The organism is Mycobacterium sp. Dal123C01 (assembly GCF_052566995.1).
The window spans coordinates 5456125-5472019 of the sequence record NZ_CP199580.1 but is presented as its reverse complement, the minus strand read 5'-3'; the positions used below and the strand labels follow the sequence as shown (position 1 = coordinate 5472019).

Annotated in this window: 14 protein-coding genes; 12 read left to right on the top strand and 2 right to left on the bottom strand. The window is 60.0% G+C overall.

The features are described from left to right. The first annotated feature begins 84 nt into the window (after positions 1 to 84). The 3 genes from ACTXG5_RS25560 to ACTXG5_RS25550 are packed head-to-tail and all read left to right on the top strand — an operon-like array spanning position 85 to position 2569. On the top strand, positions 85 to 369 hold the full coding sequence (locus ACTXG5_RS25560) for a helix-turn-helix domain-containing protein (RefSeq protein ID WP_445161442.1): 285 nt from the start codon (positions 85 to 87) through the stop codon (positions 367 to 369). Beyond that, positions 366 to 1550 carry a hypothetical protein gene (locus ACTXG5_RS25555; RefSeq protein ID WP_445164629.1) on the top strand — a complete coding sequence of 395 codons (1185 nt, stop codon included), beginning with the start codon at positions 366 to 368 and terminating at the stop codon, positions 1548 to 1550. The genes ACTXG5_RS25560 and ACTXG5_RS25555 overlap by 4 nt, the downstream gene beginning before the upstream one ends. Continuing rightward, on the top strand, positions 1439 to 2569 hold the full coding sequence (locus tag ACTXG5_RS25550) for an AAA family ATPase (protein ID WP_445161441.1): 1131 nt from the start codon (positions 1439 to 1441) through the stop codon (positions 2567 to 2569). Before ACTXG5_RS25555 ends, ACTXG5_RS25550 begins: the two co-directional genes overlap by 112 nt. An 847-nt stretch (positions 2570 to 3416) precedes the next feature. Here ACTXG5_RS25550 and ACTXG5_RS25545 read toward each other — a convergent pair. Further along, positions 3417 to 5258, bottom strand: coding sequence for a serine/threonine-protein kinase PknH/PknJ (locus ACTXG5_RS25545; protein ID WP_445161440.1), 1842 nt, complete (start codon positions 5256 to 5258; stop codon positions 3417 to 3419). A 189-nt stretch (positions 5259 to 5447) separates the two neighbouring features. On the opposite strand from ACTXG5_RS25545, the gene ACTXG5_RS25540 reads away from it, so the two are divergent. Continuing rightward, positions 5448 to 6119 (top strand): DUF6308 family protein, encoded by a 672-nt coding sequence (locus ACTXG5_RS25540; protein WP_445161439.1) that lies wholly within the window; start codon positions 5448 to 5450, stop codon positions 6117 to 6119. Between the two features lie 89 nt (positions 6120 to 6208). Continuing rightward, positions 6209 to 6472 (top strand): hypothetical protein, encoded by a 264-nt coding sequence (locus tag ACTXG5_RS25535; RefSeq protein WP_445161438.1) that lies wholly within the window; start codon positions 6209 to 6211, stop codon positions 6470 to 6472. A gap of 101 nt (positions 6473 to 6573) precedes the next feature. On the opposite strand, the gene ACTXG5_RS25530 is transcribed toward ACTXG5_RS25535, so the two are convergent. Beyond that, on the bottom strand, positions 6574 to 6834 hold the full coding sequence (locus ACTXG5_RS25530; RefSeq protein ID WP_445161437.1) for a helix-turn-helix domain-containing protein: 261 nt from the start codon (positions 6832 to 6834) through the stop codon (positions 6574 to 6576). A 296-nt stretch (positions 6835 to 7130) separates the two neighbouring features. On the opposite strand from ACTXG5_RS25530, the gene ACTXG5_RS25525 reads away from it, so the two are divergent. The 7 genes from ACTXG5_RS25525 to ACTXG5_RS25495 all read left to right on the top strand — a co-directional run bounded on the left by ACTXG5_RS25525 (position 7131) and on the right by ACTXG5_RS25495 (position 15876). Continuing rightward, positions 7131 to 7391 carry a hypothetical protein gene (locus tag ACTXG5_RS25525; RefSeq protein ID WP_445161436.1) on the top strand — a complete coding sequence of 87 codons (261 nt, stop codon included), beginning with the start codon at positions 7131 to 7133 and terminating at the stop codon, positions 7389 to 7391. A gap of 1009 nt (positions 7392 to 8400) precedes the next feature. Continuing rightward, positions 8401 to 8751: a DUF732 domain-containing protein gene (locus ACTXG5_RS25520; protein ID WP_445161435.1), complete on the top strand. Its 351-nt coding sequence runs from the start codon at positions 8401 to 8403 to the stop codon at positions 8749 to 8751. Further along, positions 8751 to 9221: a hypothetical protein gene (locus ACTXG5_RS25515; protein WP_445161434.1), complete on the top strand. Its 471-nt coding sequence runs from the start codon at positions 8751 to 8753 to the stop codon at positions 9219 to 9221. The genes ACTXG5_RS25520 and ACTXG5_RS25515 overlap by 1 nt, the downstream gene beginning before the upstream one ends. A gap of 25 nt (positions 9222 to 9246) precedes the next feature. Next, entirely contained in the window at positions 9247 to 11646 is a 2400-nt protein-coding gene (locus ACTXG5_RS25510; protein ID WP_445161433.1) for a hypothetical protein, read from the top strand. A 197-nt stretch (positions 11647 to 11843) separates the two neighbouring features. Next, positions 11844 to 12416 carry a recombinase family protein gene (locus ACTXG5_RS25505; RefSeq protein ID WP_445164591.1) on the top strand — a complete coding sequence of 191 codons (573 nt, stop codon included), beginning with the start codon at positions 11844 to 11846 and terminating at the stop codon, positions 12414 to 12416. 201 nt (positions 12417 to 12617) lie between these two features. Continuing rightward, complete coding sequence (locus ACTXG5_RS25500) at positions 12618 to 14042, top strand: ADP-ribosylglycohydrolase family protein (RefSeq protein ID WP_445161432.1); 1425 nt, start codon at positions 12618 to 12620, stop codon at positions 14040 to 14042. A 160-nt stretch (positions 14043 to 14202) separates the two neighbouring features. Beyond that, positions 14203 to 15876, top strand: a complete 1674-nt coding sequence (locus ACTXG5_RS25495; protein WP_445161431.1) for an Eco57I restriction-modification methylase domain-containing protein — start codon at positions 14203 to 14205, stop codon at positions 15874 to 15876. Positions 15877 to 15895 lie beyond the last annotated feature (19 nt).

The window sequence follows — 15895 nt, the reverse complement described above, 5'->3', positions numbered from 1 at the left end:
AAGGGCGACGGCTGTACGGCAACGACAGCAGGCACCGGCCAACAAAGGTAATGGTCCGTTCTGTCCTGCAGGAGTGCCGCCCTCGTGCCCACTACAACACCCCTTCTTTTCACCCTTGACCAGACGGCTGGCCTCCTCGGCTGCACGCCGAAATGGCTTGCTGACCAGCTTCGTGCTGGCCGGTTTCCTGGCCGAAAAGTTGCCAGGAAATGGATGCTGTCTAAGGACGATCTTGACGAGATCGTCAGACGCTGCGCAGTGGGCTCCAAGTCCGCAGCGCCCGCCGACGTCGCCGCGCTTGCTATCCCTCATGTCGGCTCGATGACGCGGACAACCGCTCGGCGCATGGGCCGGGATGATCGATCATGACCGGAAAACAGCCCTTCGGTCGGGACCAGCCAACCGGGAGCGACTCACAAAATGCGAACGCTTCCGACGTAGATCTCGATGTCACTATTGGCGACTGTGAGCGGCTCACGCTCGACAAGATGATGGATTGTCTTGGCTGGCAGGACGGGGAGCACACCGCCGTGTGTCACCAGCCGGTCGGGGGCGAGTTCTCTGCGTCGGTGGTCGAATCTGCCAACGCGACGGCACGGATTGAGTCGCTGCCCCCGCGATCCGACACGTGGTTCTCCGTGAATCCGACGGTCGGTCCTGCCAGCGTAGGAGGTCGACGGGGCGGCGACCGGAAGGCGACCCGATGGGCCGCACTCGTCCTTGATGTGGACGTAAAGCCTGGTGCGTTCCCCGACCTCGACCAAGCCTCCGAGTTCGTCGATGCGGTATCGGGCATGGTGGGCACCAGACCGTCGGTGGTAATCCATTCTGGCCACGGTCTTCAACCGCTGTGGCCCATCGAGGATGGGGTGTTGGACACCGAAGATCGGTGGCGTCGCGCATCCACGCTGAGCCGACGTTTTGGACGGTTGGGCAGCCGGGTAGCCAACGAGTTTTCCGCTGGCTTGGACAACGTGTCGGACCTGGCACGCATCGTTCGCGTTCCTGAGACGACGAACTGGAAGAACCCAGCCGACCCGGTTCCTGTCTACGCGATAGGCGGCAGCGGCGGACCACTAAACACCAACCAGGTCGAGGAGTTCCTCGATGAGTGGGCACCACAAATTGCCTCTGATGAGCCCGTCGCGGGTGAAGTAGTGAGCCCGCCGGAGAGCTGGAAGCTCGGTAGTTACACCTGTGCGTATGTCGCTGCAATGGTGCGCTCGTGGGGTGGGGCGTCTGACAGGCCCAAAGCGGGACGACACCAGTGGGCAATGACCCGATGTGTGCGCCTCGCGGCGGCTCGTCGGCTCGGCTGTATCAGTAAGCACGGCCTTGACCAGGCACTGCTGATCCTCGAACGGGCGCTGGAGCACTGGTGCCAGATCACCGGCGCACCCCGCGGCCTGGCCCCAGATGAAATTGGCAGCGCCTATCGGTGGGCGGAGGCCAAGGCGGCTACCTTCCACCACCTACGCGCTCGAACCGAGCTTGGAAATCACCAGCCTTGCTTGACCCGCGCGCGCAAGTCGACGTTGGTGCCAAGGTGACGGGTCCGCAGCAGAGTCCTCCACACTTGCGAGACCGGCTATTGAGTGTTTCGCAGCTACAGAATCTGCGGCCTGTCGAGCCGCTCATCGAGGGGCTCCTGTACAGAAACACTCTGGCGCAGCTATCTGGTCCTCCGGGCTCGTACAAGTCGTTCGCGGCTATCGCGATGAGTTGTGCCCTGGCCGCCGGAAAATCCTTCGGGGACTTCGTCGTCCCTGGCGCAGGAACCGTTGTCTACGTCGCCGCCGAGGGGGCGAGCGGTCTGACGGCGCGAGTGCTGGCCTGGTGCGAGGTCTGGGGCGTTGACGTGTCGTTGATCCAGGAGCGCCTTTTCTTCCTAGATTTGCCACTTCAGCTTGGCGACCCAGCCGTCGTTGACCAGGCAATCGAGGTTGTCGCCGAACGCAACGCCGACTTGGTGGTATTGGACACTCGCGCCCGGTGCACCCTAGGGCTGGAAGAGAATTCGGCAACGCAGCAAGGATCGGCCATCGACGCGGCGGATAGCATGCGTCCCGCCGCCGATTGCACTGTGCTTGGTATTCACCATTCCTCGCGCAGTGGCACCGCGGGTCGCGGCTCCAACGCGTGGGACGGTGCCGTGTGGTCGGACCTGCGAATGGAAGGAAGAGGGCTGCAGGCAATGATCCATTGCGAGAAGCACAAGGATGTTCCGGCGGGGTGCGATCACCCTTTCGCCCTGGTGCCTCACACGGTGTCGCCGGGACTCATGCCAAACACCTTCGAGCCGTACAGATCAACGCTCGTTATTTCCAATGCCACGGCTGGACTGCAAACGATGAGAGCCAACTCTCAGCTCGTCGTTCTGGAAATCATTTGGAACTCGGCACCTCCCGAAGGGTTCACGGGAAGTCAAGTGGTCGAGCTTGCTAAAGGGCGGGGTGTCGGCAAGTCGTCGGTCTATTTTGCGCTGAAAACGCTGGTAGAAGAAGGCTTTGCCCGGAACGTAGGCACTCCCCACAGGTCGCGGTACGTACGCGGGGAACGACAGCCCTGATGTCGCAGGCGCAAACGTCCAGTCGTCCAACGCAATTCCAGGAGGTATTCCATGTTCCGCAGCGTCCATCCAGTCCGACACCCCTTTAGGGGTCGGAAGGACTGGAATTTGGAATATAGATTCCACTTCATCCGTCGGTATGTACTCTTGGCCGCATGCGGGACGCCTCACGCCCACGCACGCACAGCGGGCGTCGCCTGCGCGTGAGAGAATGTGAGAGACAACTGAATCGGCAGCCCAGCACCCTCAACGGAAGTCGCGACGAGGGGCAAAAACGGTGAGGCTGGCGGATTTCTAGGCCAGTAACCGACACCACGGCCACAGGTGCGGATCGTTGTGCACTATCCGTGGAGGCAAAGTCGACGTAATGCTTGCGCACTCCGAATGGGGAAGTGGAGGCTGCGGGTTCACCGGATTCTGTGGTGGGCCAGAGTCGGTCGCTTCTGAACTCGGTGGTCTCTTGAAGCAAGCGCTCGCGGTAACGGGTCTGCATTGGTGAACCGCAGCGCATCATTGCCCTATAGAATTATCGCAATCCGGCGAACCAAGTCGTATTTCGGGTAGCGCAGCGCTCTTTGACATCGCCGCATACCGCACCCAGTCCTGCCTTCCACGAATGAATCGTTCGGAAGCGGTTGAGACCAGCGCTTATTGGGTCACTCGACAGCGCACGGATGTACGTGGCGGTTCCACTTCGGGTACTCCCCAGCGCGATTGGCGGTGCCAGATGACAAGATCTTGATATTTAGAACCACCAAAACCTGTAGTGCACCTATAGCGAAGTGTTATAGGGCGGTGGTGCTTTCGGGACCACCCGCGCCGTCTACCTTGCGTACCTGCGCAATGGCTAAAACTTGATCTTCCCGAGCATGGCGTTGGCTAGGCGTGCGGCGTCATTCGAGGCCCAACTTGGGTCCGTCGGCCAACCCTTGACCGGGTCGTAATGCGTGCCAGCTGATTGTTGAATGTTGTTACAGCTACGGGTGCTGACGACAACGTTCTGCCGAGCACCGAGAGCTTGTTGACACGCTGCAGGACCGTCCATGGCTCCGTTCGCCGCCATTTTCACAGACAGCAGATCGCCTTGACGCTGAACAGCAGCTAGTTTCCACTCGTAGCCGGACTCGAAGCTGGTTTTTTGATCGACCCCGCTACTTGCGCACGTGCGCCACTGATTCTGGGCTGCAGCCAAGACCGTTTGGGCAAGGTCGGCGGACGGGAACACTATGACTGTTTGATCAAGCTCTACCGGGGCTGAACCAGTAGCGTTCGTGGCCAAGGGCTGCATGTTAAATGTTTGATCCCGTAAAGCGTCGAAGCCCGTGTTCGCGTACACCTCGTGCTCGGCACCGAACACGACGCCCGCACAGCTCGGCGGAGTGACGAGGCTGGAGTTGTCAGCCATTCCATATGTTGAGCGGTCGACTTTCATGACACCGACACGGCTCGTGCCGTTCAGATCGTAGGTCCCTAGGATGCTGTTCACCTCGTCCGGCGTAAGCAGAACGCTGTCTATCGCCTTGGCCGGTAAAACTGCCGGAGGCAGCGCTGCCGGTTGTGGAGCCGGAGTAGTGCTGCTTACGGTTGAGACGGCTGGTGCACGATCAGAGTTGGTCTTCGCAGCTGTGGAGCGTTGTCCGTCCCAAGGTCGCCACGTCAGTGCAAGTGCGCCGACGAGAAAGATCGCCGCTGTCACAGAGACAGGAACTAACCACCGTCGTGCTTGGGCGGCAGATGGTCGAGTAGTGACAGGCCCTGCGGAGGGCTCCGAGGGCATCACGGTCGCTCCCTTGCCCAGGTATGGCGCTGGTTCCGTCCGATTGGTGGACGATGGCGTTCTGTTCCGTGCCGATTGCTCGGCCAGCGCCCGGACGAAGTCTGCGCAACGCTGGAAACGTTGTTCGGGGTCCTTGGCCAAGGCCGCCGCCAGCACGGGGTCTAACGGAGCAAGTTCTGGACGACCTTCTGCTAATGCTTGCGGTGGGGCGTTGAGGTGGCGGCTGATGACAACCGCCGGATTCGAGTGTGGGAAGAGGTGTGATCCGGTCAGCAAGTGATAGGCGGTCGCCGCGAGGGCGTACTGATCGGCGCGACCGTCGATGTCCTCACCCATGAGTTGTTCGGGAGCGGAGTAAGCCACTGTGCCAACGGTCATATTGGTGGCGGTCAGCCCACTGATGTCGCCGACGTTCCTGGCGATGCCAAAGTCTGTCAGCAAGATCCGTTGTTCATCATCGTCGTCATCGAGATGGGTAAGCATGATGTTGGCCGGTTTGACATCGCGGTGGAGCAGGCCCTGCTTGTGCGCGTAGTCGAGCGCACTGGCTATAGCTGTGACAATGCGCACCACATGATCGGCGGGCATTCCTGCGGGGTAGCGAGTGGCTAAGAGCCGAGCCGCGTCGAGGCCGTCGACAAAGTCCATCGAGATCCACAGCTTCTCATCGAACTCACCCCGGTCGTGGACGCTCACGATGTGCGGATGCCAGAGCTTTGATGCGAGATCGGCCTCGCGGTTGAAGCGGGCGCGGTAATCGGGGTCTGCGGATATATCGGCTGGAAGCACCTTAAGCGCATCGCGGCGCGGCAGTCGAGGATGCTCGGCCAGGTATACCTCGCCCATCCCGCCAGACCCGAGCAGGCGCACGATCTTGTAACCAGCGAACGTCTGGCCCCCGCTCAACGGCATAGGCGGATACTACGAACTTCAATGGCGGACCGGGCTGATTTGCACACTGTCATTAACCGGGCCACGCCCACCTGCTTGTCGCAGCCACGGTCGGACGTGAAACTCCGGAAATGCTACGCGGCGGGGCGTCGGTCAGGCCTGCTACCGTGCGCCGGACTGGACTTGCAACCGCATCTGAAGGGAAGTGGCATGACGGAAAAGCGCAGCTATCCGGAGTGGCGGCAGTCATGGCCGACGATGATTGTTCAAACCCAAACCGATGCTGCCGTCAATTGTCTTCAGCGTTACTACGCCGTAGACGACACGGGCAATCCACGCTTCACAGGGGCGCGCTTCGAGGAGATGGCTTCCCTCAATGCTGATCCAAACACCCTGGGTCCGGCTGATTTCTTGGCGGTCAGCATGCTCAGCGTCAGCGTCCCGGCTGAGGCTGCGATAAGACTGCTTGGCCGCGATGCCGCTCTCGTTAGCGAGCTGCTCAGTCAGCTTCCGGTTGATGTCGACATGGTCGACGTCGATCCGAAGATGTTTGGCGGCGACTCGCCAGCTGGACGCCTTTGGGATCTATTGAGGCAGGCCCGCGACGGATTAGGTCCGACAACAACAAGCAAGCTGTTAGCGGCGAAGCGCCCCCGCCTATTACCGATCTGGGACAGCTTTGTCGAGCAGGCCACAGGCCTTGGGGCCGTTGGCAGCTGGTGGAGGTTCCAATACGTTCTCAATGACGAAGATCGGTTAATTTGGGCCTGGTTGGGCGAACTACGGCAACTTGCATCGAACGTGCCGGGTTCGATCCCGGGGCTTCGCATCCTCGATGTTTTGCTATGGATGTCGGTCGAGGGCGGCCCCAAGCCGTATTAGAACTCTGAGCGTGCGGTGAGTTGCGATTTCAAGGCCGCCAACCTACGCGGGTCAGCTGGTTGTCGGTACCCACGTCTAGCTTCATGTGTGTGCAATCCGACGATGTCGTTGACCCAGTTGACGCTGCGCTCCACCAAATGTTGGGGCATATCGCGGACAACACCGAAGATGAGGGAAGGCGCGACAGGGTTCGCGGCCTGATGCTGACATTGCCGCCTATCGCTGAATGGCCGCCGCAGATGTATGAGCGGTGGCACGAGCTCCACGACTATATTCGCGGCTGTCGCCGCGAACTTGAACAACGCCAGCTGGAGCAGATGTTCGAGGCGACCGGCAATGGTGGAAGCCATTAGTAACTTAAGGATGCTGACGAAGGCTGTCTGCTATTCAGATCCGGAAGCCCTGCCCGGTAGGCCCGCTTGAGGAGAAATGCGGTGGCGGACCTGCTGGTGGACTATGGCTTTCCCCCCAGGAGCTGTCCTGCGGGCACCTGAAGTGCCTCGGCGATGTCGAATAGCCGCTCGTAGAGCAAGCCTCGGCGGCCAAGTTCCACGTCGATGAGTACGTTGCGCGTGACGCCTGACCGGAGAGCGAGAGCCTCTTGCGTCAGGCCGCGCTCCGTCCGGAGCGCCCTGATTCGTTCTCCGACTTGGCGGCGGCGGAGTTCCCAGGCCGCGACACGTTCGGGATCATTCTGACTTGGTCGCGTGGGCACGCCCCAGTAGTCAGTGAAAACCTGCGAACTGTCTGCCCTACTAGTAGTACTCTGTTCGTGCTTGGTGCCGGGCCTTGTGTGGGTCGGGTGGAAGTTAACGCTGTCTGCGAGGGGTGGCGAGATGAAAGGCTGTCCAAGCGACAGCAAACTAGGAGCGCGCCATGGCACGATTAACTGACATGCGCTGGGTATTGGTTTGCGTCGCAATCGGGTGGGCTGCCGGGTCGACCGCTTTAGTGACTGCATACGCACGTGCTGACCCATCTAGCCCGTCCTACCAATACGGCTATAACTCAATGATCACCAACAGCCGCCAAATCATTGCCCAGGCTAACGCCCAGCTGCGCAGTCAGGGCAAAGCGCCTGACGACTCGCCTGCGCAACTTTTCGGCCCGCACGGTGAGCACATCCCCTCGGACTGCGAGGCCTATCTCGAAGCGAATGTCAGCGGGAGCACATTGGGCAGTCGCCCACAGCTGCCGCTCAATTTCAGTTCCGCTGACTTTCTCAAAGGTTGCAACGACGGAGGGAACGCGATGCTGGCGTCTGGACATTGACGACGCAAGGAGGTCCGTTGCGGTGGGTGCCCGCCTCGCCCGCAGATCGCGAAGAAAGGAGCAACAATGGGACCCAGAGGATTTCGGTCCGCTGTTAATTGCGCTGCACTGGTTGGCTCGTGGCTTACTGCTACGGCACCGTCGGCGGTTGCAACGCCTGATCATGCTCAACCACCCTTGGGGCCGCAGGTGGGTCAGTCTTGCAGTGACCCACTCAAATTGGCCTACGACGCTTCGGGCCAAGCGGTCGTGTGCACACGCGCTGGTAGTTGGGTCCCGTCCGTCATGCCTACGGCTGTTCGCTTGTTAGGAGCACCGTGTTCTCCGTCCGATCCAGTGTCCAAAACGCCTGATGACCATTTGATTGGGTGCCAATCGGGGCTTTGGACGCTCTACCACCCGTGACAATTGGCAGCACAACCGCGACTACAAGACGACACTGTGGTCGCGAGAGCGCCGCGCCCAGGTCAAGGAGTTTCGCCAACGAAAGGTCATCCGATGATTAAGCAAGCTCTCGAAGTCTCTGCTGTGTCGTTCGCGATGGCTGTGGGAACGACGGTCTTCGCAGCCCCAGCCGCCTTCGCTGACACCTATTGTGGCCAAGGCCCTAGTGGAGCAGCCGTTTACGCGGGCAATTCCGGTACCTCGTGCGAATTTGCCATGAGCACTGCCCAGGCATATGCGAGCTATGGAAAGGGCTCACAGCCGTTTAACGTGCACAGCCCTGTGACCGGGCAGGAATACACGATGACGTGTACGAACGCTGGCTCGGTCTGCCAGGGTGGGAACAACGCTGTCGTTTACCTACGCCAATAGATGTCGCGGAGCTGCATCTGTCACCTTGCAGTGTTGCGGTGCTGCGTGCCATCAACGCCCCTCCCGTGCTGGTCGAGAGCCTACCGGGGAGGCCTTAACCGTCAATTCACTCTTGACTTTGCAAAAGTGCCTCAACAGTTCTGAGGCGGGGCTACCCTTCTAGCCGGTCGCAACTCAGTTTGCTGGAGGCTCGATGATCAAGCTCGTTGACCGACGATTTTTGGCTGCCGTAGCATTGACGACACTCGTTGGCGGCCTAGTTACCACAGCACCACGTGCCGCCGCCGATGACACCCAGTTCCTCTCGCACCTTCTTGAGGGGAACATGGCACACCCACCGCTGACGCCTCCTGGGTTGGTGAATATGGGCCACCAGGCTTGCTCCGATATTGCTGGCGGCGTTTCACCGGACCTGGAGAAGGGGCGACTGGGGATGCAGCTCTCGAACCGAGGCATTGCATCGTCAAATGCCGAGGTGGGCACCTTGATTCATTTCGCCCTACGCGACCTCTGCCCAAATGTCCCGAACACAAGCGGAATCTAATGCCGACCGTGATGCCAAGACTGATCACGTTGGGTACCGCGATTGCAGCAACGGCGGTGTTTGGCAGTGTCTCCAGCGCCTTCGCCGACACCTCGGTACGGACCCAGTCAGGCAACACTCGGTGTGAAGTGGGACCCAACACCGTTGTCTGCCAGTACCTTCCCGGTTTTACCCAGGCACCCGTTGAACCCCCGATTAACTGTCCGCCGCCCCCCGGTACCTACCTGCGCTGTACATCTGGCCATCACTGGGATCTCGCCACAGTCACATCAGGAGGCGCTTTTCGCTGGGACGACGGCAACATCCCCGGCACCCCACAAGCCACGGCGAATGACGTTGTACTGAACTACGGTCAGACATTTCACATCCAGGGTTGGACGATAGTTCCCGGCGAGGATGGCACGCGATTCACGAACGATGGCACAGGCCACGGCATGTTCGTCAGCATTGACAACGTCTCTTCGTTCTAACAATTTTCGCTCGAAGGAGTTCTACGTGGATCTTTGGCCAACGCTTACCGAAGATTTGCTGAATGGCGTCTACTCTATCGAGCGCCAATTGCGTCCCAGACTTACGGCGGTTGCTGTCCAATCCGACTCGGTCGAAGATTTCCGAACCGTCGTCAGCCTGCTCTGCACGCGGTGGAGTGGCGGATTTTCGCCGTTAATCTCGGTCGATCCGGCAGTCCCGGAGTTAAACGACCGAATCGTAAAGATGTTGTTAGGCAGCAATATTGATGGTCTGGAGGGTCGGAAGCTCCTGCCAGAGGAGATTGAGCAGCGCTACTCGGATCACCACGCCGACGCTACGCAGTGGTTGTTGCGTCAGGTTGCTTATCTGAAGTACCGGCCTCAGGTGCAAACATGTCGTGGCGTAACGGTGGAAAGTCCGTGGTACCCAGCTTATCTATCGTTGTTCGGCGACGTGCCTGATGAGCCAGATTGGGACCGCAACCGGAGGCATGGCCTCGTGGACGACCTGGCCATCGACGATCTGGTGGACATCCATTCAGTCGACGGTGAGCCCTCCGTCCAGGACATGATCCCGAGGGTGCTTGATTTGCAACGGATGTCGGCGGTTCAGCTGACAAGAGTTCGGCTGCCCACGAGCGTCATCGGCGGATACAACATGGGGCTGCCATCTATGTCGCGGTTCACCTGGGGGTACTCGGAAACGCTCAGCCAGTACGGCCCAAATGTTCTGGTTGTTTATCGTGTTGACAGCACGAATGATCTTACTCTCCTTTGGAATCTGCGCGCACGCTTTGCGCATCCCGACGGGCTTCCTCTCGCCATACCTCTTACCGAATCCACTCGCCTAGACATCCTCGCACTGCGCCAGACATCGCAGGTTCAACATTTCTTCGGTCTGGGCCACAACCTTGCGATCACCTCATTTTCAGTGTCACTTGACGAACTTCGAACGTTGGCTGATAGCACAGGGTTCGATGTGGTCGACCCGTGGGATATGGTCGGCGAGATCTACGGGTGCTGCGTCGCGTCAACGGAGATAGCTCAGTTCGTCGAGGGAAAGGCGACTGTAGCTTGCTTCTCTCCCACGGACATTGAAACTCTAGGCCAGGAATACTTGGGCGGTGATCACTCAAACTGGCTGACAATGACATCGACCATATCGGAGGGGCGGCTGCCTCCAAGTCCGACCATGAGGCGAAGCAGGTGGCGGCGACCTGGATACCTCCACGGCAACATTAATCACGTAGGGAAGCTCGACGGTTTCAAAACCCTCCGACAGCCCGCAGGATTGGAAGTCCTCAGGGCGTTAGCGCTCGATCACTCCTTGCGGGCGCGAGTCAGCACTCCGGGCAAGGCGGCAGAAAACCTCATACGCGCCACCGGGGCCGATCTCTCGATGTTTGTGTATCCGGGCGTGACCGAGTTGCTGGAGCAGTTAGTCAGGCGAGGCCATGCAAGCCTTGTCAAGCGTCGTCTCAATCAATTTCTCGAAGGCGGCGACGTGATTCCAGGTTCAGAGAAATATGAGGTGCTGAGTTCGAGGTTGGATGCTGCCCTCGGCTCGCCCGATGTCGACGAGATCGGTCATTTGAACTTCAACAAGATTCAGGCCGCCTTGGGCCTCACCAAGGCCTTTAATGCCAACCAAACGGCGGTTTGGCTGGACTGGGCGGTGCGGCGTCGTTTGATTCTCCGAGGTGTGCAGGCAGTCTGTCGGAACTGCAAGCACGTGCAGTGGCGACCACTGGGAGACGCCATACCCGAGCTAGAGTGTCACGGCTGCGGCCTACTTATCGACACACCCTTCGGTTCCCAGAAAATCGACTATCAGTATCGCGCCAGCGAAATACTGCTGCGGGCGGTCGAGCATGACGTACTCCCACACGTGCTTGCGCTCCGCCACATCAGCCAAATCCTCGGCAACGTAGCAGTATTCGGCGCATATCCGGGCATTGAGCTACTCGAACTCGACGGCCAGGAAGTGATAGCCGAATTTGATGTAGCCTTTGTCCTCTCCAACGGGCAATGGCTAGTCGGGGAGTGCAAAACTAGGCAACGCGGCCTAAACGAAATAGAGCTAGACAAGCTTTGGACTGCAGCCGACCGTGTCGGAGCAACGGCCACCTTCGCCGCCACGTTAGATCCGGGATCATCTTGCTCTGGTCCCTGGTGGGAGACCGTCGACCCCAATGGCAGGCCACATTTCGCACTAACTGCGGGGCACCTTTATGACCGTCCTGCCTATCGGTCGACGTACGGGAATGACTTCTTTGGGTGGAGGGACAATCTGATCCAGCTGCCACCTGACGCTGCGTTGAGCCAGGAAGAGTTCGTGCAGAAGGCGTTCGGCGATTACCTACTTCGGCGGACTGATGACCCAAGCAAGCGTGAACGTGCACCATGGGATATCCCACACAGGTAAACGGCCACGTCGTCGTCTCAAAACAGAGCACATACGAGACAACTGTCGCACCCGGCCCGTCCTTCGGAACGTCCCAGGTGACGGTGTCTCAAAAGTATGTCTCGTTCGGGGCATCTCAAAACGCTGTCTCAGCAACACAAGTCGTGTGATAAGTGCTATAATTAGCTGTGCTAGACACCGATTCGCAAGCCCCGACGCTGCTTGACGGTGGAGCGCGTGTGGGGTACGTGCGAGTGAGTACCGTTGCCCAGACGTTGGATCAGCAGAACGCAGCTCTGGCCGCTGCTGGCGTGACGAAGACCTTCTCCGACACCATGTCTGGTGCTCGGGATGACCGGCCAGGTCTCGCTGCGCTGCTTGATTACGTTCGCGAGGGCGACGCTGTTGTCGTGTGGAAACTGGACCGCCTGGGACGCAACACGCTGCACATCCTTGAAACTGTCAAGGCGCTGACCGAACGCGGCGTAACACTGGTGTCGACCTCCGATGGCATCGACTCGTCAAGTGCGCTGGGCCGCATGATGATTGGAGTCTTGGGGTCTCTCGCCGAATACGAGCGCGAGCTGGTGAAGGAGCGCACCGCCCTCAAACGAGCGATGTCTCTGGCGAGCGGCACCAAGTTTGGGCGACGGAAGAAAGTCGCGGACCCGAGTCACATCACAACGGCAAGGCGAATGAAGTACGACGGCCATATTGCGAAGGACATCGCAAAGTACCTGGGCGTAAGCCGCGCCACTCTTTACCGATACTTAGCCGACGAAGCCGCATAGCCCCCATCGGGGGTAACCCACCCCACTCGCCCCCGATGGGGGTAATTCCAAATCGCTTACCCCCGACGGGGGTAACGCCCAAACCGCGTACCCCGGACGGGGGTACCAGCTAGCCACCGGCGCGCAGAGAACCTCTACCTGATTCAAGGTTCGACGGGCTCGGTGGCCCGAATGGCTGTGGACGAGAGGAGACCTGACCTAGTGAAATTGACTCCTGCACAACTCGACCGCGCTGTTGGTGCTCTGCTGGGCACTGCAGCGGGCGATGCGCTCGGTGCCCCATACGAGTTTGGCCCGCCACGTGGACCCGAGCTGGAAGTCGCGATGACTGGCGGCGGCGTATGGGAGCCCGGTGAATGGACCGACGACACATCGATGGCCATCGCCATCGCCGAAGTCGCCGCCACCGGGGCCGACTTGCGTGAGGAAACGGCTCTCGATGCCGTCGTTCGGCGCTGGCACGAGTGGACGCGGACAGCGAAAGACGTTGGTATCCAGACCAGTCAGGTCTTGCGGTCGGCAGGCTCGTTTGGTCTGAGCGCACGAACTGCGCGTGAGGCATCGACGGCGCTCCACAAACGCACAGGACGCACAGCGGGCAACGGCTCGTTGATGCGCACAGCCCCAGTCGCTTTGGCTTATCTTGACGACGAGAGCGGTCTCGTCGAGGCAGCCAGAACGGTGAGCGAGCTGACACATTTCGACGCCGATGCGGGCGATGCGTGCGTTCTGTGGTGCCTGGAGATCCGCCACGCGATCCTCACTGGCAGCATGGATGCACGTATTGGCTTAAGCCAGCTACCCGTTGATCGACGAGACACGTGGGCAGCACGCCTCGACGCAGCAGAAAATGCCCAGCCAGCTGACTTTCCGAACAATGGTTGGGTAGTCAGTGCCCTGCAGGCTGGGTGGTCAGCCATAGCCACGACCCCTGTTCCGACCGACGACCCCGCAGCCGGAGTTTTCCGGGCCGATCACCTCCGCTTAGCGCTTGACGCTGCCGTCCGGTGTGGGAATGACACCGATACTGTCGCCGCCATCGCGGGCGGGCTGCTCGGGGCGGCCTACGGGGCGTCGGCGGTCCCTGCGAATTGGCGTCGAGTGCTGCATGGCTGGCCAGGGCTGTCGACACGGGGCCTGGTTGCACTGGCGACTCGAATAGTGAAAGAGGACGAGCCGTTTAGCTACGATGTTGAACCGCTGATCCCGGTTCGGCATCCACATGACGACGGCGTTTGGCTCGCTAACGTTGCAACGCTGCGGGCGCTACCACCTGGTGTGGACGCCGTGGTATCCCTATGTCGTTTGAACGACGATGACCTGTTGATGAGCGTGGAACAGATCGACATCCGCCTTATCGACGACATCGACACGGACTCGAACCCCAATCTGGACTTCGTGCTCACAGACACTGTGCGACTCATCAAGCAGCTGCGCAACGAGGGACGTACCGTGCTCCTCCACTGCGTAGCGTGCCAGAGCCGGACACCGACCGTGGCGGCACTTTACGGTGCAGGCAGACGAGGCGTCAGCGGCCAAGCCGCCCTGCGGGAGATCACCTCCGTTCTGCCGGATGCGTATCCCAACAGAGACTTCCGCCTTGCGCTCCACAGATTGGCTCCATGAAGCATGTGAGCCCTCTGACATTCGAGAGTTTCGCCAGAGGTTTCGATAAGTCCGCCTGGTTGCGACAGGAGAGGCGGCGGATGACGACTTACACATTCGCATGTCAACAAGATTCGTGTCTTCGGGGTGCTTGTCTGTGCTCACTCCTAGAGTGGCAAGCGTGAGCGTGGGTGCCGAGGATGTCAATCAGAGCTACGGTGAGGTGTTCACTCGTCGATGGGTGGTCGAGGTACTGCTGGACCTCTGTGGCTATACGACGGATCAAGATCTCGGCGCTTTGCATCTGCTAGAGCCGTCTTGTGGTTCCGGCGCGTTCCTTGGGCCTGCAGTAGAGCGTCTCCTCGCGAGCGCGACCGCACGCGGCGATGACTTCGCAGCGCTTCGCGACAGCATCCGGGCCTACGACCTGCAAGCGAGCCACGTCGAGGTATCTCGTGCACTGTGTCATGACTTGCTCGCCGGAGCCGGTGCGGCTGAGGAGATCTCAGCCCAGCTGGCAGAACGCTGGGTGCGGCACGGTGATTTCCTGCTCTCTGGTCCTGACCTGTTCTCCGAAGTCGACGACCTAGCGGCTGATCTCGTTATCGGGAACCCCCCGTATATCCGGTACGACGACCTCCCTAATGCGCTCGCGGCTCAGTACCGCCAGACTTGGCCGACAATGCGTGGCCGAGGTGACATCTACATCGGCTTCATCGAGCGGTCGCTGAGACTTCTCTCGCCCGGAGGGCGAGTCGGATTCATATGCGCTGATCGCTGGATGCGCAACCAATATGGTGCGGAGCTGAGGAAAGTCGTGGCCAGCGAATACTCCGTCGAGCACCTCTGGACGATGCATGATGTCGATGCCTTCGAAGGTCGCGTATCGGCATATCCGGCGATCACCGTCCTGTCCAACCAGGTGCAGGGGGATGTGGTCGTCGCCGACACTACTGCGGACTTCGGGCCTTCCAGCGCCTTCGCGCTCGTGAAAGCTGCCTCCGACGAGAACTTCCAGGATTTCACTGAGATCGGTGTTAAGGCGCATCGACTCAAACACTGGTTCGGTGGAGGTGAGCTATGGCCCACGGGCTCCCCAGCGAGGCTCGCACTCATTGCGCGTCTAAACGATGAGTTCGGCCCGCTGCACGACCCAAGAACCGGCACCAAGGTCTCCATCGGCGTCGCCACCGGAGCCGATAAGGTCTACGTAACGAAAGATCCGACCGTGGCAGAGTCCGACCGAATTTTGCCGCTGGCCATGTCGCGGGACCTTATGACCGGCACTTTCGAGTGGCACGGCAACTATTTGGTGAACCCGTGGGACGAGGACGGTTCGCTTGTTGCGCTCGACGACTACCCTCAGCTAGCGGCGTATTTGTCGAAGCACCCGGCCCTACGCGAACGGTTCGTGTCCAAGAGAGACCCCGCGTCCTGGTATAGAACCATCGACAAGGTGAACGCCGCGTTGACCGCAAGGCCAAAGTTGTTGCTGCAGGACATGAAGGCGTTCATACATCCCGTGCTTGAGCCGGGCGGCTGCTACCCGCACCATAACCTTTATTACGTAGTGTCGGACACTTGGGATTTGGAAGTCCTAGGCGGTCTGCTGCTCGCTCGGGTTGCGCAGGCATTCATCGAGGCATACTGCGTTCGTATGCGGGGAGGCACCCTCCGTTTCCAGGCGCAGTACCTAAAGCAGATTAGAGTTCCCGAGCCGGAATCAGTCGACTCTTCAGTGGCAGAGTCACTGCGAGCAGCGTTCCGAGACCGTGACGTGGACGCGGCGACCGCTGCTGCGGCGGCGGCATACGGCATCGACCCAAAGGACTACGAACTCACGACACCTGCCTGACTTGCAATACATCATGGTT

What these genes read in the sequence shown, in the direction of transcription:
- ACTXG5_RS25555 (WP_445164629.1), top strand. Translation starts at nt 366, where the DNA reads ATGACCGGAAAACAGCCCTTCGGTCGGGACCAGCCAACCGGGAGCGAC.
- ACTXG5_RS25545 (WP_445161440.1), bottom strand. Translation starts at nt 5,258, where the DNA reads ATGCCGTTGAGCGGGGGCCAGACGTTCGCTGGTTACAAGATCGTGCGC.
- ACTXG5_RS25540 (WP_445161439.1), top strand. Translation starts at nt 5,448, where the DNA reads ATGACGGAAAAGCGCAGCTATCCGGAGTGGCGGCAGTCATGGCCGACG.
- ACTXG5_RS25525 (WP_445161436.1), top strand. Translation starts at nt 7,131, where the DNA reads ATGATCACCAACAGCCGCCAAATCATTGCCCAGGCTAACGCCCAGCTG.
- ACTXG5_RS25520 (WP_445161435.1), top strand. Translation starts at nt 8,401, where the DNA reads ATGATCAAGCTCGTTGACCGACGATTTTTGGCTGCCGTAGCATTGACG.
- ACTXG5_RS25515 (WP_445161434.1), top strand. Translation starts at nt 8,751, where the DNA reads ATGCCGACCGTGATGCCAAGACTGATCACGTTGGGTACCGCGATTGCA.